Raw genomic sequence first — 21,355 nt, 5'->3', positions numbered from 1 at the left:
CCTTCATCACCAACCAACCTCCTGAACTTCAACATCTCCTGCAATCTGCAGCAGCCGTCTCAGTAGCGAAGCCCTCGACTATAGCACCGTTTTGGGCGCTTCGCTACAAGTTGTGGAGAAATTGGCCTACAAACCAGCTGGCGCCTTCATGGCAGCTTCCAGCGCATCGATGAAGAGCGCAGCGACATCGCACCCTGTCTGGTCGAAGATCTCCTGGAAACAGGTGGGGCTGGTGACATTGATCTCGGTGACACAGTCGCCAATGACGTCCACGCCCGCCAGCAGCAAGCCACGCGCTTGCAGGATGGGGCCCAGGGCCTCGCCGATCTCCTGATCGCGAGCTGACAGTGCGCGGGCCACGCCCTTGCCGCCGGCCGCCAGGTTGCCGCGCACTTCGGTGCCCTGTGGAATGCGCGCCAGGCAATAAGGCACCGGCTTGCCGCCAATCACCAGCACGCGCTTGTCGCCCTCGACGATCTCCGGCAAGAACTTCTGCACCATCACGCTTTGCGTACCGTTGCGGTTCAGCGTCTCGGTGATGCTGCCCAGGTTGAGGCCATCAGGCCCCACGCGGAAGATGCCCATGCCACCCATGCCGTCCAGCGGCTTCAGGATGATGTCGCGGTGCTCTGCGTGGAACGCCCGGATGTCCGCCGGGCTGCGTGTGACCAGTGTCGGCCCGATGAACTGGGGAAACTCCATGATCGCCAGCTTCTCGGGATGGTCGCGCAGTGCCCGGGGCTTGTTGAACACGCGTGCGCCTTCGCGCTCGGCCTGCTCCAGCAGGTGGGTGGCGTAGAAGTACTCGCTGTCAAACGGCGGGTCCTTGCGCATCAGCACGGCATCGAACTCCACCAGCTCGGCGGTGCGTTCGGGCTGCGCCTCGTACCAGTGGGTGGCGTCGCCTGTCAGGCGGATGTCGGTGACCTGGGCCACGACCTTGCCACCGCGCTGCCAGGAGATGTGCTGGGGCTCGCACACTGCCAGCGTGTGGCCGCGGCGCTGGGCCTCGCGCATCATGGCGAAGGTGGTGTCCTTGTAGATCTTGAAGCTGTGCAGGGGGTCGGCGATGAAGAGCAGGGTCATGGTGTCAGATGTCTAAGAGCGCTGGGAGCAGACGCCTGGGCAGGTCGTCCACCTTATATATAGAGGCGGCACCGCCATCCCCAAGGGCGGGGCCGCCAGCCGCTGCAGGTGCAGCCGGGGCCCGTGTCAGGCTCCTCGGGCCGGCGAACGCCTGTACTGTTGCACAAATAGCGCAAAGCTGCCGGCGACCACGCCCCAGAAGGCCGACCCCACACCGGCGATGACCACGCCGCTCAGCGTGACGAGGAAGGTGATCAACGCCGCCTCGCGGTGCTGTTCATCGCGGATGGCCACGGCCAGGCCGTTGCCGATGGTGCCGAGCAGGGCCAGGCCTGCGATGGCCACGATCAGCTCCTGCGGGAATGCCGTGAGCAAGCCGGTGATCACCGCGCCGAACAGGCCGATGGCCACATACAGCGCTCCGCACGACACGGCCGCGGTGTAGCGGCGGCGGCGGTCTTCATGCGCCTCGGGGCCCATGCACATGGCGGCGGTGATGGCACTGAAGCTCAGCGAGAAGGCGCCGAACGGTGCAAGCACCAGCGTGGCCACGCCCGTCAGCGTGATGAGGCGGGAGACGGGCATCTCGTAGCCCGAGGCGCGCATCACCGCCACGCCCGGGAGGTTCTGCGAGGCCATGGTCACCACAAACAGCGGAATGGCCAGGCTGATGGCGGCCGACAGACTGAATGTCGGTGCGGTGAATACCGGCATGGCCAACTCCAGATGCACGGCAGACCACGCCATCTGCCCCTGCAGCGCCACAAACACCACCGCGACGGCCAGCGTGATCACCACCGCATAGCGCGCCGCGAACTTGCGGGCGAACAGGTAGACGACCAGCATGGTCAGCACCAGCGGCAGCGCCGTCTGCGCTGCCGCAAAGGCCTGCAGGCCGAACCGCGCCAGCACACCCGCCAGCAGCGCCGCCGCGATCTCCATCGGAATGCGGTTCATGACCCGCTCGAACCAGCCCGTCATGCCGGCCAGTGCCACCAGCGCGGCGCTGAGCATGAATGCGCCGACCGCCTCGCCCATGCTGAAGCCACCCGCCAGGCCGGCCGTGGCCAGCACCGCCGCACCGGGGGTGGACCAGGCAATCATCACGGGCTTGCGCAGCAGCAACGAAGGCACCAGCGAGCACAGCCCCATGCCCAGGCCCAGCGCCCACATCCAGGAAGTGATCTGCGCCGGGGTGGCGCCAAAGGCCTGCGCGGCCTGGAACACGATGGCGACGGAACTCGTGAAGCCCACCAGCACCGCGACGAAGCCCGCGGTGAAGGCCGACAGGCTCAGGTCTTTGAAGAATTGCATGGCCTGGATTCTGGCACCCAGGCCTGCACAGCACAGTTGCTATCTTTTCTATAGCTGCCAGCGCTTGCAGGACAAGCGGCAGAGGCCCAAACACCTCCCACCCCGCCCCTGTCCCGCCGCGCCGCACCGCGGTCAGATTTCGATCTTCGACCCCAACTCGACCACCGCGTTGTTGGGCAGGTGCAGAAAGTCCGCCGCGCCGCTGGCGTTGTGGTGCATCTGGGCGAACAGCTTCTCGCGCCAGGGGGCCATGCCGCTGCCGATGGTGGGGATGACGGTGTCGCGCGACAGGAAGTAGCTGGTCGTCATGGACTCCAGCTCGCAGCCGCGGCCGCGCAGCAGCTCGAGGGCCCGCGGCAGGTCGGGGTCGTTCTTGAAGCCGTAGTGGATCACCACCTGCCAGCAGTCATGGCCCAGGGACTCGACCTGCAGGCGCTTGTCCAGGCCGATCCACGGCGTTTCGTGGTTGTGCACCGTGACGAACAGGTTCTGCTGGTGCAGCACCTTGTTGTGCTTGAGGTTGTGCAAGAGCGCATTGGGCACCGCACCCGCCTCCGCCGTCAGGAACACCGCTGTGCCCTCCACCCGCGTGGGCGGGCTGATGAACACCGACTCCAGAAAGTCCTTGAGGTCGATGGCATCGGCGCGCAGCTTGTCGTTGAGCAGGCGGCGCCCCTCCTTCCAGGTCATCATGAAGGCGAACACGATGCCGCCGATCATCAGCGGGAACCAGCCGCCCTGAAAGAGCTTGAGCAGGTTGGATGCGAAGAACGCCAGGTCCACCACGAAGAAGCAGCCCGTGGCCGCGATGCACAGCGCCAGCGGGTAGCCCCAGCCGTAGCGGATCACGAAGAAGGTCAGGATGGTGGTGATCAGCATGTCCAGCGTCACGGCAATGCCGTACGCGGCGGCCAGGTTGCTCGACGAGCGGAACATCACCACCGCCAGCACGATGGCCACGAACAGCCCCCAGTTCACCAGCGGCATGTAGATCTGGCCCGTGTCGCGCACGCTCGTGTGCTGGATGTTCAGGCGCGGCAGGTAGCCGAGCTGGATGGCCTGCTTGGTCACGCTGAAGGCGCCGGTGATGAGTGCCTGCGACGCGATCACCGTGGCCATGGTGGCCATGACGACCAGCGGGATCAGGGCCCAGTCGGGCGCCATCATGTAGAACGGGTTCTTGACGGCCTCGGGCTCGGCCAGCAGCAGCGCGCCCTGGCCGAAGTAGTTGAGCGTGAGCGCCGGCATCGCCACGCCGAACCACGCCAGGCGGATGGGCCGCTTGCCGAAGTGTCCCAGGTCGGCGTACAGCGCCTCGGCGCCGGTCACGCACAGCACCACCGCGCCCAGGATGATGAAGCTGGTGCCCGGGTTGGCCCACATGAAGCCCAGCGCATGGTGCGGGCTCAGTGCCCACAGGATCTCGGGGTGCCCCACGATGTGCGAGACGCCCAGCGCCGCAATGCTGATGAACCAGATCAGCGTGATGGGCCCGAAGAACTTGCCGATGCCGCCCGTGCCGCGCTTTTGCACGACGAACAGGCAGAACAGCACGATCAGCGTGAGGGGGATCACATACTGCTTGAAGTGGGGCGAGACGACCTCCAGCCCCTCCACCGCCGACAGCACCGAGATGGCGGGCGTGATGACCCCGTCGCCATAGAACAGGGATGTGCCGAAGATGCCCACGCCCAGCAGCACCGAGCGCAGCCGGGGCTTGTCCTTGACGGCCTGCGAGGCCAGGGCCAGCATGGCGATGAGCCCGCCTTCACCGTGGTTGTCGGCCCGCAGCACCAGCACCACGTACTTGAGCGACACGATGACCGTGAGCGTCCAGAAGAAGATGGAGAGGACGCCGTAGATGTTGTCCTGGGTGAACGGCACGTGGCCGGACCCGAACACCTCCTTCATGGCGTACAGCACGCTGGTGCCGATATCGCCGTACACAACACCGATGGCGCCCAGCGTGAGCGCTGCGAGCGATGATTTGGAGCTTTGCACTGACCTACCCCGCGCAGAGTCTGGCAGGGTTCCGTTACTTTTGGGAACGCTATTGTGCGCCTGTGCCCCCGGCCGCGTCTGGAGGGCTTGCACTATGTTGCAGCGCAGCAACTGGCCCCGGCCTGTGGCTTGGCAGCGCCCCGCAGACATGGCATGCCCGCAACGGCAGCGCCGTGCGTGGCTTCGACAGGCTCAGCCCGAACGGTGTGAATGATGTGGAGTTATTGCGCGCCAATCCGTCACAGCGATCCATTGCGTTGCGCGCGCCACCCAAGGTGCATGAAACTGGCGCAGCCAAGGCCAGTGCACCCGTGGAACTGGCTTGTGCCATGCCACGGGATGCTTCCCCCGTGGGGAAGGCGCGCAGCGCCTCAGGGGGGTCAGTTCACTTCAGTCGTAGATCTCGGCGTCGGGGTTGGTGGCTTCCAGCTCGTAGCTGGCGGCCAGCATGGCCAGGCGCGCCACCACGCCGTACATGTAGAAGCGGTTGGGCGCGCTCACGCCGGGGCGCACGCCGGGCTGTGGCATGTGCGTGCTGTGCTCGAAGGCCAGCGGCACGAAGCTCGCGCCCGGGGCGTTCAGGTTCTCGTCCACGCCGCGCTCGGCATGCATGCGGTAGAAGCCGCCGACCACATAGCGGTCCATCATGTAGACCACGGGTTCGGCCACGGCCTCGTGCACCCGCTCCTGCGTCAGCACGCCTTCCTGGATGATGAGGTCGCTGACCGGCTGGCCGTCCTTGATGACCGCCATCTTGTTCTTGGTCTTGCGGTTGACCGCGTCCAGCTCCTTGGCATCGCGCACGGTCATGATGCCCATGCCGTAGGTGCCGTTGTTGGCCTTGACGATGACGAACGGCTTTTCGTTGATGCCGTATTCCTTGTATTTGCGGCGCACCTTGGTCAGCAGCGCATCCACCGTGGTCTGCAGCTTGTCCATGCCTTTGTCTTCGGCAAAGTCCACGCCGTCGCACTGGCTGTACATGGGGTTCACGAGCCAGGGGTCGATGCCCAGCATCTTGCCGAAGCGCTTGGCCACCTCTTCGTAGTTCTTGAAGTGGGTGCTCTTCCTGCGCACGCTCCAGCCCGCGTGCAGCGGGGGCAGCAGGTACTGCTCGTGGATGTCTTCCAGGATGCCCGGCGGCCCGGCCGACAGGTCGTTGTTCAGCAAGATGGTGCAGGGGTCGAAGTCCTTGAGCCCCAGCCGGCGCTTGGTCCGCACCACGGGCTCCAGCGTCACGGTGTCGCCGTTGGGCAGCTCGATCAGCGTGGGCTTCTTGATCTCGGGGCTGATGGAGCCCACGCGCACGTTCAGGCCGGCCATGTTGAAGATGCGCTGCAGCTGCACCACGTTGGCCAGGTAGAAGGTGTTGCGCGTGTGGTTTTCCGGAATGATCAGGAGGTTGCGCGCCTCGGGGCAGATCTTCTCGATGGCAGCCATGGCGGCCTGCACGGCCAGGGGCAGCATCTCCTTGGTCAGGTTGTTCCAGCCGCCGGGGTACAGGTTGGTGTCCACGGGCGCGAGCTTGAAGCCCGCATTGCGGATGTCCACCGAGGTGTAGAACGGGGGCGTGTGCTCCATCCACTCCAGCCTGAACCAGCGTTCGATGGCGGGCATCGAGTCCAGGATGCGCTGTTCAAGTTCGTTGATCGGCCCGGTGAGGGCCGTGATGAGATGCGGAACCATAGGTGCCCTTGGGGAAGCAAATTGCGACGAATTGTAGGGATTTGGGGCCGCCTTCCCTTTTCGCAAGGCGGGGCGGCAGCCCGCGGTGGTGTCAACGGCGCCAGAAAGCGGGCGTGAGCAGCGCCATGAAACTCAGGATCTCCAGCCGCCCCAGCAGCATGCCCAGCGTACACACCCAGATCTGAAAGTCGGTCAGCACCGCGTAGTTGGACGCAGGCCCCACCATGCCCAGGCCCGGCCCCGCGCAGTTCACGCTGGCCAGCACCACCGAGAACGCGGTCACCGGGTCCAGGTCGGTCAGCAGCATCACCATCGACAGGCCGAACACGGTGCCGCCGTACACCAACATGAAGGCCAGCACCGAGAAGATCACCCGGTTGTCCACCACGCCGCTGCCCAGCCGCACCGGCTGCACCGCGCGCGGGTGCACCAGGCGGTTCATCTCGCGCCGCGCCTGCTTGACGAGGATGAGCATGCGAACCATCTTGATGCCCCCGCCCGTGGACCCCGCACTGGTGGCCACGCCCGACAGCAGCAGCATGAACACCGGCGCGAACACCGGCCAAGCCAGGTAGTCCACCGTGGCGAACCCGGTCGTCGTGGCCATGGACACCAGGTTGAACATGCCGTGGCGCAGGGCCACGAGCGGCTCGTACACCCCCTTGGCCCACAGCAGCAGCGACACCAGCAGACCGCCGCCGACCAGGGTCAGCAGCGTGGCGCGCAGCTCCGGGTCTCCCCAGAAGCCGCTCCACTGCCCCTTGCGGATCGCGATGAAGTACAGCGCGAAGTTGCAGCTGGCCACCAGCATGAAGACGATGCAGATCGCCTCCAGCAGCGGCGACTGAAAGTACCCGAAGCTCGCGTCGTGCGACGAGAGCCCGCCCAGGCTCACCGTGGCGAACATGTGCATCAGCGCATCGAGCGGGCGCATGCCCCCCAGCCAGAACGCCAGCCCGCAGGCCACCGAGAACAGCGCATACACGCCCCACAGGCCCTTGGCCGTGCCGGTCATGCGTGGCGTGAGCTTGGTGTCTTTCAGCGGCCCCGCCGCCTCGGCCTTGAAGAGCTGGCTGCCGCCCACGCCCAGCAGCGGCAGCACGGCCACGGCCAGGATCAGGATGCCCATGCCGCCCATCCACTGCAAAAAGGTGCGCCACACGTTGACCGACACCGGCAGCGTATCGAGCCCCGCCAGCACCGTGGAGCCCGTGGTGGTCAACCCCGACACGGCCTCGAAGTACGCGTAGGTGAACGACATCGGCCGCCCGATGTGGTGCCCCGCCAGCATCAGCGGCACCGCAGCCGACAGCGGCAGCAGCAGCCAGACCAGCGACACCAGCATCACGCCATGGCGCGGCTGCAGCTCCTGGCGGAACAGGCGCAACCGCCACCACAGCCACGCACCCGCGGCCAGCGTGGCGGCCATGGCCATCGGGTACACGTGCCAGACCCCGTCCCGCGTCCACAGCGACACCGCCAGCGGCACGCCCATCGACAACGAGAAGATCATGATGAGGATGCCCAGCACGCGCAGGACGGGAAACATGTCCACCATGGGAAGTGCCTGCTTGTGGGTTGAAGACGGAGAGAGGGGACGCCGCGTCAGAAAAACGTCGCGCTCACGCGGAACAGCTTTTCCACGTCGCGCACCAGCCGCTTGTGCGGCAGGAAGAACACCACGTGGTCGTTGCTTTCGATCACGGTGGAGCTGCGCGGGATGATGACCTCGGGCTCGCGCAGGTCGTGCGGCGCCCCTTCGGCGGCGTCGTAGGCGTCGGGCAGGCCGCGCACGATCAGCCCCATGTGCACGTCGCGCGGCAGCTGCAGCTCGCTCACCTTGCGGCCCACCACGCGCGAGCTCTTGCGATCACCGCGCACCACGATCTCCAGCGCCTCGGCCACGCCCCGGCGCAGGCTGTGCACCGCCTGCACGTCGCCCTGGCGCACATAGGCCAGCAGCTCGCCCAGCATGGCCTGCGCGGGCGACAGCGCGATGTCGATCTGCGTGCCGTGCATCAGGTCGGCATAGCTGCGCCGGTTGATGAGCGCCAGCACCCGGCTGGCGCCCATGCGCTTGGCCAGCAGGCAGGACATGATGTTGTCCTCGTCGTCGTCGGTGAGCGCGAGGAACAGGTCCACCTCTTCGATGCCCTCATCCCCCAGCAGGTCCTCGTCGGTAGTGTCGCCCTGCAGCACCAGCACGTTGGTGGGCAGGGAGGAGGCCAGCTCCACGCAGCGATCCGCGTGGTCTTCGATGATCTTGATGTTGAAGCGCCCCGGCGCCTGCGCCAGCTGGCGGGCCAGGCGCAGCCCCACCCGGCCGCCACCGGCGATCATGATGCGGCGCACGGGCTTGGAGGGCTGGCCCTGCGGGCGGTGCAGCGCGCCCAGCACGTCGGCAATGCGCTCCTGCGCGGCCAGCACGAAGACCTCGTCGCCGGGCTCGATGCGCGTGCGGCCGTCGCAGGCGATGAAGCGGTCGGGCTCGTCGGGAAAGCGCCGGTAGATGGCCACCATGCGCATGGCCAGCTCGGGCGCGTTGTCGCGCAGGTCGCCGATGGTGTGGCCCACCATGGGCGCACCCACACGTGCCCGCACCGACACCAGGCAGGCCCGGCCGCCGGCGAATTCACGCACCTGCATCGCCTCGGGGTAGTCGATGAGCTTGGCGATGTAGCGGGTGAGCGATTCCTCGGGGCAGATGATGCGGTCCACCGCAAAGCCCTCGGGGCCCACCAGGCGCTCCTCGCCTTCGAAGCCGGTGGACCGCACGCGCGCGATGCGCTTGGGGATGTTGAACATCAGCTGCGCGATCTTGCAGCACACCAGGTTGGTCTCGTCCTGCGCGGCGCAGGCGATCAAGAGGTCGGTGTCGTGCGCGCCGGCCTCGGCCAGCACGTTGGGCTCGATGCCGCTGCCCACCACGCCGCGCAGGTCGTAGCGCGACTCCAGGTCGCGCAGGCGCTCGGCATTGGTGTCGATGACGGTGATGTCGTTGCGCTCCGACACCAGGCTGTCGGCCACGCTCTGGCCCACGCGGCCCGCTCCGAGGATGATGATTTTCATGTATTTTTGGCTGCTACCGCTTGATCAGCAAGCGCCAGCAGCTATCAAAACAAGAGCAAATCAAACGCGAACCTCGCCGTCGCCCAGCACCACGTACTTGAGCGAGGTCAGCCCCTCCAGGCCCACCGGCCCACGCGCGTGGAATTTGTCGGTGCTGATGCCGATCTCGGCCCCCAGCCCGTACTCGAAGCCGTCGGCAAAGCGTGTGCTCGCGTTCACCATCACGCTGGCCGAATCCACCTCGCGCAGGAACCGCTGGGCGTGCAGGTGGTTGGTGGTGAGGATGGCGTCGGTGTGGTGGCTGGAGTAATGGTTGATGTGGGCGATCGCCTCGTCCACGCCCGCCACGATCTTCACGCTGATGATGGGTGCGAGGTATTCCTCGCTCCAGTCCTGCTCCGTAGCCTGGGCCAGTTGGGCGCCGGCCACGTTCTTCAAGATGGCCAGCGACTCGGCGCAGCCGCGCATCTCCACGCCTTTGGCGGCATACACGGCGCCGATCTTAGGCAGGAAGTCTGACGCCACGCCGCGCGCCACCAGCAGGCCTTCGCTCGCGTTGCAGGGGCTGTACTTGTTCGTCTTGGCGTTGTCGGCCACCTTCACCGCCATGGCGACGTCGCAGGGGTCGTCCACATAGGTGTGGCAGTTGCCGTCCAGGTGCTTGATGACGGGCACCTTGGCGTCGCGGCTGATGCGCTCGATCAGGCCCTTGCCGCCGCGCGGAATGATCACGTCCACGAACTGCGGCATGGCGATGAGCTGGCCCACGGCCTCGCGGTCGGTGGTCTGCACCAGCTGCACCGCGTCCTGCGGCAGGCCGGCCTCGGCCAGCGCCTGCTGCACCAGCCTGGCCAGCGCCTTGTTGGAATCGATGGCTTCGGAGCCGCCGCGCAGGATGCAGGCGTTGCCGCTCTTGATGGACAGCGACGCGGCCTCGATGGTCACGTTGGGCCGGCTCTCGTAGATCATGCCGAACACGCCGATCGGCACACGCATCTGCCCCACGCGGATGCCGCTGGGCTGCTGCTTCATGCCCAGGATCTCGCCGATGATGTCGGGCATGGCGGCCAGCTGCTCGCAGCCTTCGGCGCAGGTCTCCAGCACCTTGGGGCTGAGTTTGAGGCGGTCCACCATCGGCTCGGCCAGCCCGGCGGTGCGGGCACGGTCCAGGTCCCGGGCGTTGTCGACCTGTAGCGCCTCCACGTTTTCGCGCAGCAGGCGGGCCAGCGCCTTGAGCGCTTTGTTTTTGATAGCTGCCGGCGCTTTGGCCATCAGCGCCGAGGCCGTTTTGGCCTGCAGGCCGAGGGTGTGCGTGTATTCAGCGACGTTGAGGGCGTTCATCCGGCGATTTTGCCGCAGATACCCCCTGTGCGGCCCACGGAGCGCCTGTTACCCTTGCCACCCCGCCGCCATCCCACGCTTCCAGAGCCGCCCATGACCCGCGCCCACCTGCTCCAACCTGTCCACGACGCCCTGCAGGCCTTCAGCCACGGCACGCTGTCGGCGTCCGCCCTGAGCACCACCGCCCGCGCCCAGACCGACCTGCTGGCCGCCCTGCCGCCGCGCTACACCGAGGTGCTGCACGGCCTGCTGGACCGGCTGGAATCCAGCGCACTGTTCTCGGAAGAAAGCTGCTCGTTCAGCCAGAAGGATCTCGTCGCCAACCTGGAGATGTGGGTGGACAAGGCACAGGGCGTGCTGGACGCTGCCTGACCACTACTACCAATTTGATAGCTGCTTAGCGCTTGATGGACAAGCGTTGGCGGCTATTTTTATCTACAACCAGGTGCAGCGCCGGTCACCGCGCCGCCTGCGTCAGCCGGCACACCTGAAACGCCAGCCGCTGCAGCGCCTGCCAGCCGTTCTGCGGCCAGTCGGGTACCTTGAGGCCCTTGACGATGCCGTCCACCGTGTGGGCCGACTGCAGCAGGCGTGCCAGGGCGGCGTCGCTGGCCTTGGGCAGGATGCGCTCATACAGCTTTTCCTTGGCTCCCCAGATGCGGTTCTCGCGCAGGGCCATGGGCAGGGGGCGGCCGGCGTTCATCGCGTCCTTCACGCGCTTCAAGGCGCGGATGTCTTCGGCCAGCGCCCAGTGCACCAGCACTTCTGCCTCGCCCTCGGCCTGCAGGCCGTCGAGCATGCGCTGCACGCGGGCGGTCTGGCCGGACAGCACGGACTCGGACAGCTTGAACACGTCGTAGCGCGCCACGTTGAGCACCGCTGCCTCGACCTGGGCCTGGCTCAGTTCACCCGCCGGGTGCAGCAGCGCCAGCTTGCTGATCTCCTGGTGGGCGGCCAGCAGGTTGCCCTCCACGCGGTCGGCAAAGAACTGCAGCGTGCGCTGGCCCTCCTCACCCGCCACCACGCGCTGGCCCTGCGCGGCCAGGCGCTGGGCGATCCACTGCGGCAGCATGCCGCGCTCGATGGTGTCGATCTGGATCGAGGTGCCGTTGGCCTCCAGCGCGGCAAACCAGGCGCCGCTGCGGGTGGCCTTGTCCAGGCGCGGCAGCATGACGAGCGTGAGCGTGCTGTCGTTGCCGCGCGCCGCGTCGGCCACCTGCTGCAGGGCCACGCTGCCGTCCTTGCCGGGCTTGCCCGACGGGATGCGGATCTCCACGATCTGCTTGTCGGCGAACAGGCTCAGACTGCCGCCCGCCGCCAGCACCGCGCTCCAGTCGAAGTGAGCGCCCGCCACCGTGTAGCTGCTGCGCTCGGTGTAGCCCTGGGCCCGCGCCGCGGCGCGGATGCTGTCGGCCGCCTCCTGCTGCAGCAGGGGCTCGTCGCCGTGCAGCACGTACAGCGGCGACAGGCCCTTTTGGAGGTGGGTGGAGAGTTGGGCCAGGGCGAGTTGCATGCGGCAAAGTTTATCGCCTTGGCCCCCTGCCACGGGCTGCGGACGCCCGCCAGCGCCCCCATCAGCAAGCCCCCGTTGCGCAGATCGCCAGCGCCAGCCCGCAGATTGCACAGCGCACGCGCCCGATGGAGCAGCTGTCTGACTGTTCATTGGCGCGCGCTGCGCAGACAATCCCGCCACCACGGCGCACCCCGACCCCGGATACCCCGACCCCTTCAGCTCCCCACAAAGGCTTTGTTCATGACCTCCTCGCCCCACCCTACGGCGCCCGCCATCAGCCTCATCGGCGCCCCCACCGACGTCGGCGCGGGCGCGCGCGGCGCCTCCATGGGGCCTGAAGCCCTGCGGGTGGCCGGCCTGCAGCCCGCGCTGGAGAGCCATGGCCTGACCGTGCTCGACCGGGGCAATCTCAACGGCCCCGCCAACCCCTGGCAGCCCCCCGACGCGGGCTACCGGCACCTGGCCGAGGTGGTGGCGTGGAACCAGCATGTGTTCGATGCGGTGTACGCCGAGCTGCAGCAGGGCCACCTGCCCATCCTGATGGGCGGCGACCACTGCCTGGGCCTGGGCAGCATCAGCGCGGTGGCGCGCCACTGCCTCGACGTGGGCAAGACCCTGCGCGTGCTGTGGCTCGACGCGCATGCCGACTTCAACACCAGCGCGCTGACCCCCAGTGGCAACGTGCACGGCATGCCGGTGGCCTGCCTGTGCGGCTTTGGCCCGGCAGAACTCACGCAGCTGGCGGGCATGCCCGGCGGGCGCCCTGCCCTCACGCCCGGCCAGATCCGCCAGATCGGCATCCGCAGCGTGGATGCGGGCGAAAAACGCTTCGTGCACGAGCAGGGCCTGGAGGTCTTCGACATGCGCTACATCGACGAGATGGGCATGCGCGCCACCATGCAGCAGGCGCTGGCGGGCGTGGACGACAACACCCACCTGCACGTGAGCTTCGACGTGGACTTTCTGGACCCGGAGATCGCGCCCGGCGTGGGCACGCTGGTGCCCGGCGGCCCGACCTACCGCGAGGCGCAGCTGTGCATGGAGATGATCGCCGACAGCGGGCGCCTGGCCTCGCTGGACATCGTGGAGGTCAACCCGGCGCTCGATGTGCGCAACCGCACGGCGTTGCTGGCGGTGGACCTGGTGGAGTCGCTGTTCGGAAAAAGCACGCTCATGAGGCGATCCCCCTGAGGCGCTGCGCGCCTTGGCTTTGGGGCGCGCTAATATTGACCCGCAGGGGGGCGAAAGACAGAAATCCACCCGGCAGCGCCCACCGGACGCAACCGTTCAAAAATCGATCAAAGCCTGACCACAGCCAAGCGCCGCATGAGCTGCTGCACGATGTCCGTGCGCATGTTGCGGTACAGCAGCGCCTCTTCCGCTTCCTTGGCCAGGGCGATGGTTTCGTTGTAGCTGATGTCGCGCTGCTGCAGCAGTTCGGTCTCGGGGATCAGCTCCACGCCGGCCAGGGTGCGCAGGCGGAATTTCACGCGCAGGCGCAGTTGCAGTTCGCGCACCTGGCCGGAGGCGTTCAGGCCCACCACCACGCGCTCCTGCTGCTCCTGCAGCAGGTCCATGATGGCCTGCGCGGTGGTCATGCCGCTGGCCTCGCGCACCACCTGCAGCTTGCCGCCGGAGCCCGCCAGCGTGCGCTGGAGTTCGCGGGCCAGGGGCGAGGCGGCGGGCGCGGCGATGTAGAGCGTCTCGAAGCCGAACTCCGGCACGCCCCGCAGGCGAAAGCCGCATCCCGCCAGCAAGGCGGCAGGGGCGAAGGTCAGCAGCGTACGTCTTTGCATATCAGTCATCCATTGCGGTCGCGCGACCAGAAGAAGCTATCTACCCTGCGCGGCCCGGGCCTGGCGCTGCCACACGGCAGGCGTGGCCAGCCACCGGCACCGGCCCTGCCCCGCTCCCGCAAAGTGCGAGAGGGTGGCAGGCGCGCAGCGCGTCACGGAGTCGTCGCTTCATCGGCCGGGTCAGCCAGTTAAATCACCACGTTCACGAGGCGGCCGGGCACGATGATCACGCGCTTGGGCGCCGCGCCTGCCGCTTGCGCGGTGAAGGCTTCGCTGGCCAGTGCCACGCGCTCGATCTCGGCCTTGTCGGCCTGGGCCGGCACGCGGATGGAACCCCGCAGCTTGCCGTTGACCTGCAGCATGAGCTCGATCTCGTCCTGCACCAGCGCGCCGGCATCGACCTGCGGCCAGGCCGCGTCGAGCAGGTCGCCCAGGTGGCTGGCGTAGCCCAGGCCGCTCCACAGGCTGTGCGCGATGTGCGGCGTGGCGGGGTACAGCACGCGCAGCAGGATGCCGAAGCCCTCGATCAGCGCGACCTGGGCACCGGCGGAGTCGGCGGCCTTGAAGTCTTCCAGTGCGTTGATCATCTTCATCGCGCCCGAGACCACGGTGTTGTACTGCATGCGCTGGTAGTCGTAGTCCACCTGCTTGAGCACGTTGTGGATCTCGCGGCGCAGGGCCTTGGCCTCCTTGCCGAATTCGACGTCATTCAGGCTGCTCGCGCTTGCCACGCTTGCGGTAGCAGCTCCCATATCCATAGCAGACAGCTTCACGCCGAAGTTCCACACGCGGCGCAGGAAGCGGTAGCTGCCTTCCACCGCGGCGTCGTTCCACTCCAGCGTGGCCTCGGGCGGGGCGGTGAACATGGTGTACAGGCGGGCCGTGTCGGCGCCGTACTTGGCGATGAGGTCCTGCGGGTCGACGCCGTTGCGCTCGGTCTTGCCCATCTTGCCGACGCCGCCGTACTCCAGCTGCAGGCCCTGCGGGTACTGGCCCTCGGCCTCGGTCAGGCGGCCGCCCACGATGCGGCCCTGGGCATCGAGCACCTGCGTGACGGCTTCGGGCGGGAAGTAGTTCTTGCCGCCCTTTTCGTCGCGCCAGTAGTAGATGTGGTTGAGCACCATGCCCTGCGTGAGCAGGTGCGCAAAGGGCTCGTCCACCGTCACCAGGCCCAGGTCGCGCATGACCTTGGTCCAGAAGCGCGCGTACAGCAGGTGCAGGATGGCGTGCTCGATGCCGCCGATGTACTGGTCCATGCCGGCGCCGCCGGTGGCCGACTTCTGGTCGCGCATCCAGTAGGCCGTGCCTTCGCCCACCATGGCATCGCTCTTCTTGGGGTCGCAGTACCGCATGAAGTACCACGAGCTGTCCACGAAGGTGTCCATGGTGTCGGTCTCGCGGCGCGCGGCCTTGCCGCACACGGGGCAAGTCACGCCGGCGTGGAAGCCCTCGTGCTTGTGCAGCGGGTTGCCGGAGCCGTCGGGGATGCAGTCCTGCGGCAGCACCACAGGCAGGTCTTTTTCGGGCACCGGCACGGCGCCGTGCTCTTCGCAGTGGATGATCGGGATCGGCGTACCCCAGTAGCGCTGGCGCGAGACGCCCCAGTCGCGCAGGCGCCAGGTGGTCTTCTTCTCGCCCAGGCCCTTTTGCTCCAGCGCATGGGCGACGGCGTTCACGGCGTCCTTGAAGGACAGGCCGCTGAAGCTGTCGGAGTTGATGGTCACCCCGCGCTGCTTGTCGCCATACCAGTCCTGCCACTGGTGGTAGTTGAAGCTCTCGCCGTCGACCAGCACGACCTGCTTGATCTCGATGCCGTACTTGAGCGCAAAGGCGAAGTCGCGCTCGTCGTGCGCGGGCACGCCCATCACGGCGCCGTCGCCGTAGCTCATCAGCACGTAGTTGCCGACCCAGACCTCGACCTGCTCTTCGGTCAGCGGGTGCGTGACGAACAGGCCGGTGCGCAGGCCCTTCTTCTCTTGCGTGGCGAGCTCGGCCTCGGTGGTGCCGCCGTTCTTGCATTCCTCGATGAAGGCCGCGAGCGCGGGGTTGCTCTTGGCGGCGTGCGCGGCCAGCGGGTGCTCGGGCGCCACGGCGCAGAAGGTCACGCCCATGATGGTGTCGGCGCGCGTGGTGAACACGTACATCTTGCCGTCGCCGATCAGCGCGCCGTCGTCGCCGCGAACGTCGTGCGTGAAGGCGAAGCGCACGCCTTCGCTCTTGCCGATCCAGTTCTCCTGCATGAGCTTCACGCGCTCGGGCCAGCCGGGCAGCTTGTCGCCGGTCACGAAGTCGAGCAGCTCGTCGGCGTAGTCGGTGATCTTGAGGTAGTAGCCGGGAATCTCGCGCTTTTCGACCGTCGCGCCGGTGCGCCAGCCCTTGCCGTCGATGACCTGTTCATTGGCCAGCACGGTCTGGTCCACCGGGTCCCAGTTCACGACCTGGGTCTTGCGGTAGGCGATGCCCTTGTCCAGCATCTTGAGGAACAGCCACTGGTTCCACTGGTAGTACTCGGGGTCGCAGGTGGCGACTTCGCGGCTCCAGTCGATGGCCAGGCCCATGGCCTGCATCTGCTGCTTCATGTACGCGATGTTCTCGTACGTCCACTTGGCGGGCGGCACGCCGTTCTTGAGCGCAGCGTTCTCGGCCGGCAGGCCGAAGGCGTCCCAGCCCATGGGCATGAGGACGTTGTGGCCGTTCATGCGCAGGTAGCGCGCCAGCATGTCGTTGATCGTGTAGTTGCGCACATGGCCCATGTGCAGCTTGCCGCTGGGGTAGGGCAGCATCGAGCAGGCGTAGAACTTCTTCTTGCTCGTATGTTCCGTCACGCGGTAGGCGTCGGTGGCGGTCCAGTGGTCGTGCGCGGCGCGTTCGACGTCTTGGGGAGAATATTTGTCTTGCATGGGGGCTCGGGGTGAGAGGGGGGTGCAGCCGCGTGCGGTGCTGCGCTGGGCGGATTTTAGGCGGTCATGCGCCTGTCATTGCAGCACGCCATGGCCAACCGGGGCCGGCACGCCGTGCCGGGCGCGATTTCAGGGCGTGCGGGGCGGCTGCGCGGCGGCCGCTGGCGTGGAGGTTGGCCCGGCGGATGGCGCGGTAGATGGCGCGGCAGGTGGCGCCGGTTCGGCCACGAAACCGATGCGCTGCAGGCCCGCCAGGTGCGCCGCGCCCATGACCTCGACCACGCGGCCATAGGGCACGGCGGCATCGGCGCGCAGTTGCACCTCGGTGTCGGGCTGCTCGGCGCCGATGCGGCGCAGGCGCTCGGCCAGCGCGGGCTGGCTCAGGGGCTGGTCGTCCAGATAGGCCTGGCCCTGGGCATCGACCACCAGCGTGATGGCCTGGGGCGCGGCGCCCGGCGTGGCGCCTTCGCTGCGGGGCAGGTCGAGCCGGATGGAGCTGGCCAGCAGCGGGGCGGTCAGGATGAAGATGACCACCAGCACCAGCATCACGTCGACCAGCGGCGTCATGTTGATGTCGCTCATGGGCTGCGGGCCCGTGGTGCGTTCCAGCCGTCCGAAAGCCATGGCGAGGTGTCCTGGTGAGGGTGCCGGGGTGTGGCTCAGGCCGCGCCTGCGGCGGGCGGCGAAGCCCCCCGCGCCACCGCCTGGTCGATCAGCAATTCGCGCAGATCGCGTGCGAAGCCTTCCAGATCGGCTTCGATGCGCCCGATCAACCGGCCGAACACGTTGTAGGCCAGCACCGCCGGGATGGCCACGGCCAGGCCGGCGGCGGTCATGATCAGCGCCTCGCCCACGGGGCCGGCCACGCGGTCGATGGTGATCTGCCCGGCCCCGGCCATGGCGGTGAGCGCATGGTAAATGCCCCACACGGTGCCCAGCAGCCCGACGAAGGGCGCCGTGGAGCCCACGGTGGCCAGCATCACCTGGCCGAACTGCAGGCGCCCCAGCACGCCGTGCAGGGCGTCGCGCAGCACGCGGGTGAGCTGCGTGGCCAGGCTGCCCTGCGTGGCCAGGCTGCCCTGCGTGGCCAGGCTGGCCGATGCGGCCGTGGCGGAGCTTGCTATGGAATTTGCAGCAACCACGAGCGGCAGCACCAGCGCTTCCCGGTCAAAGGTCTGCAAACGTTGCGATGCCATGTCGAGCGACGGCGCCTGCCAGAAGGCGGCGGTGCTGCGCGCCACGTCGGCGCTGGCGCGGCGCATCAGGCGCAGCTTCCAGACGATCACGACCCAGCTCGCGACCGACATGGCCAGCAACAGCAAGGCGGTGACCTGCGTCACCGCATCGCCCTGGCGCCACCAGTGCAGCGCGTCCATGGATCAGTGCAGATCGAGCACGTCGAACATGTCGAACATGCCCGTCTTGCGCTCTGCCAGGAAGCGCACGGCGCGCAGGCTGCCCTGGGCATAGCCGGCGCGGTTGGAGGACTTGTGCGAGATCTCGATGCGCTCGCCGATGCCCGCGAACAGCACCGTGTGGTCGCCCACGATGTCGCCGCCGCGGATGGCCGCAAAGCCGATGCTCGACGGGTCGCGCTCGCCGGTCACGCCTTCGCGGGCGTAGACGGCGCAGTCCTTGAGGTCGCGGCCCAGGGCGTCGGCGATGACTTCGCCCATCTTGAGCGCGGTGCCCGAAGGGGCGTCCACCTTGTGGCGGTGGTGGGCTTCGATGATCTCGATGTCGTAGCCGGTGGCCATGGCCTTGGCGGCCATCTGCAGCAGCTTGAGCGTGACGTTGACGCCCACGCTCATGTTGGGCGCCATCACGATGGCGGTGCTCTGCGCGTGGGCCGCGATCTCGGCTTTTTGCTCGTCCGAGAAGCCCGTGGTGCCGATCACGGCCTTCACGCCCAGGCGGCTGCACACGGCCAGGTGGGCCAGCGTGCCTTCGGGGCGGGTGAAGTCGATCAGCACATCGGCGTTCTTCAGGCCGGTGGCGATGTCGGCCGTGATGGCCACGCCGCTGGCGTGGCCCAGGAAGGCGGTGGCATCGGAGCCGATGCCGGGGCTGGCGGGCACATCGAGCGCACCGGCGAGCACCAGGTCGTCCGTGGCGCGGATGGCTTCGATGAGCATGCGGCCCATGCGGCCGGAGGCGCCAGCCACGGCCACGCGGCACGGAGCGGTGGCAGCGGGGGTTGAAGTCCCTGTCATGAAAATCCTGTCATGAAAATCGTGGGTGCAGCGCCGGACATGCCACGCGCTGCGGCGGGCCGGGTCAGCGCGCGGGGGCTTCCAGCGGCGGGTAGCTGACGGAGGCGGGCTCCAGCGGGGCGGCCGTCGGTGGCGTGGTGGGCCGCGCCGAGGCGGGGAACCGCGCCAGCTGCTCGGGCGTGGCTTCCAGCACCGGCACCTTGCTCTTGGACCCCTTGGAGCCCAGCGTGGCGACGAATTCGGTCTCGGTGGGCATGGTGTCGCCCTCGGAGCGCTCGAGCGCATCGCCCTTGAAGAACACGGTCAGCTTGCGGGTCTGGGCTTCTTCGCCAGGGCGTTTGAGCGTGAACACGTACTCCCAGCGGTCTGCATGGAACAGGCTGGTGAGCAGCGGCGTGCCCAGGATCTCGCGCACCTGCTGGCGGCTCATGCCGGGCTGCAGGGCTTCGACCTGCTCGCGCGAGACGAAATTGCCCTGGACGACGTCGATCTTGTAGGGGGTGACGATGTTGGCGATGCGGTCGCTGGCGCCGTTGAGGCTGCCGCATCCGGCCAGGGTGGCCACGCCAGCACCGATCAAAAGGACCAGGCCCAGGCGGGCGCTGCAAGTGGCTTTGACGGGCATGGATAAAAGGGCTGAGGATATGATCGCCCCATTGTAGCGGCAGGCCCCCCGGACCCGGGGGCCCAGGCCGGCATCCCGAAAGACCATGCCATGACCAACATCGACGAACTCAAAAGCACGGGACTCAAGGCCACGCTGCCCCGCCTGAAGATCCTGGAAATCTTCCAGAAGGGCGCACAGCGCCACATGACGGCCGAAGACGTGTTCCGCGTGCTGCTGGAAGAGCGCTCGGACATTGGCCTGGCCACCGTGTACCGCGTGCTCACCCAGTTCGAGCAGGCCAGCATCCTGATCCGCAGCAACTTCGAGAGCGGCAAGGCGGTGTACGAGCTCAATGAAGGCCAGCACCACGACCACTTCGTGTGCACCTCGTGCGGCAAGGTGGAAGAGTTCTACGACGCCGAGATCGAAAAGCGCCAGCAGGCCGTGGCCAAGGCCAAGGGATGGGTCGTCCACGACCACACCATGGCCTTGTACGGCCAGTGCGCGGCCTGCGCTAGCAAGTAACTCGCCCCTGAGTCGCCTTCGGCGCCGTCCCCTGCAGGGGACGCACGCGGTGGCCCGGCGGAGCCGGTTCCACGGGTGCACTGGCGTTGGGGGAGCGCCAGTGTTTACGGTCTGGGGGCTCTACTCTGGTGGGCCGTGACGATGGGGGCGTTCGGGGGTGTGAAGCTCTTTGGCCCTTTGCCTTGGCGTGAGGCGTACCCGGGGTCCGCGAATCCCGGGACGAGGGTCGGTGGGCCGAGGTACTTTCACAGGCCCCATTTGAGCCAAAACAGGCTCTGCCGCTTATCCATCCAGCGCAAGCAGCTATCAAATCAATAGCAGTCGGGCCTAACCACCCGTGTCGCGTTCCATGGCGCGGCGGTGGCGCTCGACGAATTCCTGGTAGGTATCGATGCCGCGCAACTGCAGGATGGTGTTGCGCACGGCGGCTTCGACCAGCACGGCGATGTTGCGGCCGGCGACCACCTGGATCACGACCTTGAGCACGGGCACGCCCAGCACGTCCTGCGTGAGCGGCTCGTACGGCAGGCGCTCGTATTCGCGCTCCAGCGTCTCCTTGCGCACCAGGTGCACGATGAGTTTGAGGCGCATCTTGCGGCGCACCGCCGTCTCGCCAAAGATGGCGCGGATGTCCAGGAGGCCGATGCCGCGCACTTCCAGCAGGTTCTGCAGCAGCTCGGGGCACTTGCCTTCGATGGTGGTCTGGTTGATGCGGTAGAAGTCGACCGCATCGTCGGCCACCAGGCCGTTGCCGCGCGAGATCAGCTCCAGGCCCAGCTCGCTCTTGCCCAGGCCCGATTCTCCGGTGATGAGCACCCCCAGCCCCAGGATGTCCATGAACACGCCGTGCATCGTGGTGCGGTCGGCAAAGTGCTTGGACAGGTAGGCACGCAGCACGTCGATGACGAACGCCGAGGACTCGTGCGTCGAGAACATCGGGATCTGTGCGCGCTCGCACATCGAGACCAGCGCGTCGGGCGCGGTCTGGTTGTCGGCCAGCACCAGCACCGGCGGCTCCAGCGTCACGATGCGGGCGATGCGGCGCTTGCAGTCGTCGGGCGACGCATTGCTCAGGTAGGCGATCTCGCGCTCGCCCAGGATCTGCACGCGGTAGGGGTGTATGTAGTTCAGGTAGCCGACGAGGTCGGCCCCGGAGCGCGCGGAGCGCACGGCCACTTCGTCGAAGCGGCGCTCGGAGGCGCCGAGCCCGGCGACCCATTCCCATTTCAGGGCGGCGCGGAATTCCTCGAACAGGACGTCGGCGCTGACGACATTGGGTTTCACAAGGTGCTGGCGGTAAGGTG

General features: G+C 67.4%; 18 protein-coding genes. 3 read left to right on the top strand and 15 right to left on the bottom strand.

Annotated elements, in window-relative coordinates; translation table 11 throughout:
* Window positions 1–126: 126 nt before the first annotated feature.
* From gshB to ACIGHN_RS20335, 7 genes are all read right to left on the bottom strand, one after another.
* A complete protein-coding gene (gene gshB, locus ACIGHN_RS20365; RefSeq protein ID WP_396505751.1) occupies window positions 127–1,086 on the bottom strand; it encodes a glutathione synthase in 960 nt (319 codons plus the stop codon).
* Window positions 1,087–1,212: 126 nt separating this feature from the next.
* A complete protein-coding gene (locus ACIGHN_RS20360; protein ID WP_056411467.1) occupies window positions 1,213–2,400 on the bottom strand; it encodes a benzoate/H(+) symporter BenE family transporter in 1,188 nt (395 codons plus the stop codon).
* Window positions 2,401–2,532: 132 nt separating this feature from the next.
* Window positions 2,533–4,401: a potassium transporter Kup gene (locus ACIGHN_RS20355; RefSeq protein ID WP_056411465.1), complete on the bottom strand. Its 1,869-nt coding sequence runs from the start codon at window positions 4,399–4,401 to the stop codon at window positions 2,533–2,535.
* Between the two features lie 390 nt (window positions 4,402–4,791).
* Complete coding sequence (gene gshA / locus ACIGHN_RS20350) at window positions 4,792–6,087, bottom strand: glutamate--cysteine ligase (RefSeq protein WP_056411463.1); 1,296 nt, start codon at window positions 6,085–6,087, stop codon at window positions 4,792–4,794.
* A gap of 91 nt (window positions 6,088–6,178) precedes the next feature.
* The gene (locus ACIGHN_RS20345) at window positions 6,179–7,645 is read right to left on the bottom strand and encodes a TrkH family potassium uptake protein (RefSeq protein WP_056411462.1); all 1,467 of its coding nucleotides are present in this window, start codon (window positions 7,643–7,645) and stop codon (window positions 6,179–6,181) included.
* 47 nt (window positions 7,646–7,692) lie between these two features.
* Complete coding sequence (gene trkA / locus ACIGHN_RS20340; protein WP_396505750.1) at window positions 7,693–9,156, bottom strand: Trk system potassium transporter TrkA; 1,464 nt, start codon at window positions 9,154–9,156, stop codon at window positions 7,693–7,695.
* A gap of 60 nt (window positions 9,157–9,216) precedes the next feature.
* Window positions 9,217–10,497: a glutamate-5-semialdehyde dehydrogenase gene (locus ACIGHN_RS20335; protein WP_396505749.1), complete on the bottom strand. Its 1,281-nt coding sequence runs from the start codon at window positions 10,495–10,497 to the stop codon at window positions 9,217–9,219.
* 93 nt (window positions 10,498–10,590) lie between these two features.
* Between ACIGHN_RS20335 and ACIGHN_RS20330 the strand changes: the two genes are divergently transcribed.
* A complete protein-coding gene (locus tag ACIGHN_RS20330) occupies window positions 10,591–10,869 on the top strand; it encodes a hypothetical protein (RefSeq protein ID WP_396505748.1) in 279 nt (92 codons plus the stop codon).
* Window positions 10,870–10,954: 85 nt separating this feature from the next.
* Here the strand turns inward: ACIGHN_RS20330 and holA are convergent, their stop codons facing one another.
* The gene (gene holA / locus ACIGHN_RS20325; RefSeq protein WP_396505747.1) at window positions 10,955–12,010 is read right to left on the bottom strand and encodes a DNA polymerase III subunit delta; all 1,056 of its coding nucleotides are present in this window, start codon (window positions 12,008–12,010) and stop codon (window positions 10,955–10,957) included.
* 240 nt (window positions 12,011–12,250) lie between these two features.
* On the opposite strand from holA, the gene rocF reads away from it, so the two are divergent.
* Entirely contained in the window at window positions 12,251–13,201 is a 951-nt protein-coding gene (gene rocF, locus ACIGHN_RS20320; protein WP_396505746.1) for an arginase, read from the top strand.
* A 107-nt stretch (window positions 13,202–13,308) separates the two neighbouring features.
* Here the strand turns inward: rocF and lptE are convergent, their stop codons facing one another.
* The 6 genes from lptE to ACIGHN_RS20290 all read right to left on the bottom strand — a co-directional run bounded on the left by lptE (window position 13,309) and on the right by ACIGHN_RS20290 (window position 19,544).
* Window positions 13,309–13,806, bottom strand: a complete 498-nt coding sequence (gene lptE, locus ACIGHN_RS20315; protein ID WP_056411449.1) for an LPS assembly lipoprotein LptE — start codon at window positions 13,804–13,806, stop codon at window positions 13,309–13,311.
* 188 nt (window positions 13,807–13,994) lie between these two features.
* The gene (leuS, locus tag ACIGHN_RS20310) at window positions 13,995–16,706 is read right to left on the bottom strand and encodes a leucine--tRNA ligase (RefSeq protein WP_396505745.1); all 2,712 of its coding nucleotides are present in this window, start codon (window positions 16,704–16,706) and stop codon (window positions 13,995–13,997) included.
* Window positions 16,707–16,835: 129 nt separating this feature from the next.
* Window positions 16,836–17,330 (bottom strand): ExbD/TolR family protein, encoded by a 495-nt coding sequence (locus ACIGHN_RS20305; RefSeq protein ID WP_396505744.1) that lies wholly within the window; start codon window positions 17,328–17,330, stop codon window positions 16,836–16,838.
* Between the two features lie 35 nt (window positions 17,331–17,365).
* Window positions 17,366–18,082 carry a MotA/TolQ/ExbB proton channel family protein gene (locus ACIGHN_RS20300; RefSeq protein WP_396505743.1) on the bottom strand — a complete coding sequence of 239 codons (717 nt, stop codon included), beginning with the start codon at window positions 18,080–18,082 and terminating at the stop codon, window positions 17,366–17,368.
* A 3-nt stretch (window positions 18,083–18,085) separates the two neighbouring features.
* Window positions 18,086–18,919, bottom strand: a complete 834-nt coding sequence (gene dapB / locus ACIGHN_RS20295; protein WP_082485739.1) for a 4-hydroxy-tetrahydrodipicolinate reductase — start codon at window positions 18,917–18,919, stop codon at window positions 18,086–18,088.
* 64 nt (window positions 18,920–18,983) lie between these two features.
* Complete coding sequence (locus ACIGHN_RS20290; RefSeq protein ID WP_056411441.1) at window positions 18,984–19,544, bottom strand: outer membrane protein assembly factor BamE; 561 nt, start codon at window positions 19,542–19,544, stop codon at window positions 18,984–18,986.
* A 90-nt stretch (window positions 19,545–19,634) separates the two neighbouring features.
* Between ACIGHN_RS20290 and fur the strand changes: the two genes are divergently transcribed.
* Window positions 19,635–20,051 (top strand): ferric iron uptake transcriptional regulator, encoded by a 417-nt coding sequence (gene fur, locus ACIGHN_RS20285; RefSeq protein WP_056411439.1) that lies wholly within the window; start codon window positions 19,635–19,637, stop codon window positions 20,049–20,051.
* Between the two features lie 327 nt (window positions 20,052–20,378).
* Here fur and hprK read toward each other — a convergent pair whose 3' ends face one another.
* Window positions 20,379–21,335, bottom strand: coding sequence for an HPr(Ser) kinase/phosphatase (gene hprK / locus ACIGHN_RS20280; RefSeq protein WP_056411436.1), 957 nt, complete (start codon window positions 21,333–21,335; stop codon window positions 20,379–20,381).
* Window positions 21,336–21,355 lie beyond the last annotated feature (20 nt).

The organism is Acidovorax sp. NPDC077693 (assembly GCF_044542805.1).
GTDB lineage: Bacteria > Pseudomonadota > Gammaproteobacteria > Burkholderiales > Burkholderiaceae_C > Acidovorax.
The sequence above is the reverse complement of the archived record's forward strand: the minus strand, read 5'-3'. Positions and strand labels throughout refer to the sequence as shown.

Bases quoted from the DNA above. Each gene is read 5' to 3' on its own strand.
- leuS (WP_396505745.1), bottom strand. From the start codon at position 16,706: ATGCAAGACAAATATTCTCCCCAAGACGTCGAACGCGCCGCGCACGAC.
- fur (WP_056411439.1), top strand. From the start codon at position 19,635: ATGACCAACATCGACGAACTCAAAAGCACGGGACTCAAGGCCACGCTG.
- rocF (WP_396505746.1), top strand. From the start codon at position 12,251: ATGACCTCCTCGCCCCACCCTACGGCGCCCGCCATCAGCCTCATCGGC.
- ACIGHN_RS20305 (WP_396505744.1), bottom strand. From the start codon at position 17,330: ATGGCTTTCGGACGGCTGGAACGCACCACGGGCCCGCAGCCCATGAGC.
- ACIGHN_RS20300 (WP_396505743.1), bottom strand. From the start codon at position 18,082: ATGGACGCGCTGCACTGGTGGCGCCAGGGCGATGCGGTGACGCAGGTC.
- trkA (WP_396505750.1), bottom strand. From the start codon at position 9,156: ATGAAAATCATCATCCTCGGAGCGGGCCGCGTGGGCCAGAGCGTGGCC.
- holA (WP_396505747.1), bottom strand. From the start codon at position 12,010: ATGCAACTCGCCCTGGCCCAACTCTCCACCCACCTCCAAAAGGGCCTG.
- lptE (WP_056411449.1), bottom strand. From the start codon at position 13,806: ATGCAAAGACGTACGCTGCTGACCTTCGCCCCTGCCGCCTTGCTGGCG.
- gshB (WP_396505751.1), bottom strand. From the start codon at position 1,086: ATGACCCTGCTCTTCATCGCCGACCCCCTGCACAGCTTCAAGATCTAC.
- ACIGHN_RS20290 (WP_056411441.1), bottom strand. From the start codon at position 19,544: ATGCCCGTCAAAGCCACTTGCAGCGCCCGCCTGGGCCTGGTCCTTTTG.
- dapB (WP_082485739.1), bottom strand. From the start codon at position 18,919: ATGACAGGGACTTCAACCCCCGCTGCCACCGCTCCGTGCCGCGTGGCC.
- ACIGHN_RS20330 (WP_396505748.1), top strand. From the start codon at position 10,591: ATGACCCGCGCCCACCTGCTCCAACCTGTCCACGACGCCCTGCAGGCC.
- ACIGHN_RS20335 (WP_396505749.1), bottom strand. From the start codon at position 10,497: ATGAACGCCCTCAACGTCGCTGAATACACGCACACCCTCGGCCTGCAG.
- ACIGHN_RS20360 (WP_056411467.1), bottom strand. From the start codon at position 2,400: ATGCAATTCTTCAAAGACCTGAGCCTGTCGGCCTTCACCGCGGGCTTC.
- ACIGHN_RS20345 (WP_056411462.1), bottom strand. From the start codon at position 7,645: ATGGTGGACATGTTTCCCGTCCTGCGCGTGCTGGGCATCCTCATCATG.
- gshA (WP_056411463.1), bottom strand. From the start codon at position 6,087: ATGGTTCCGCATCTCATCACGGCCCTCACCGGGCCGATCAACGAACTT.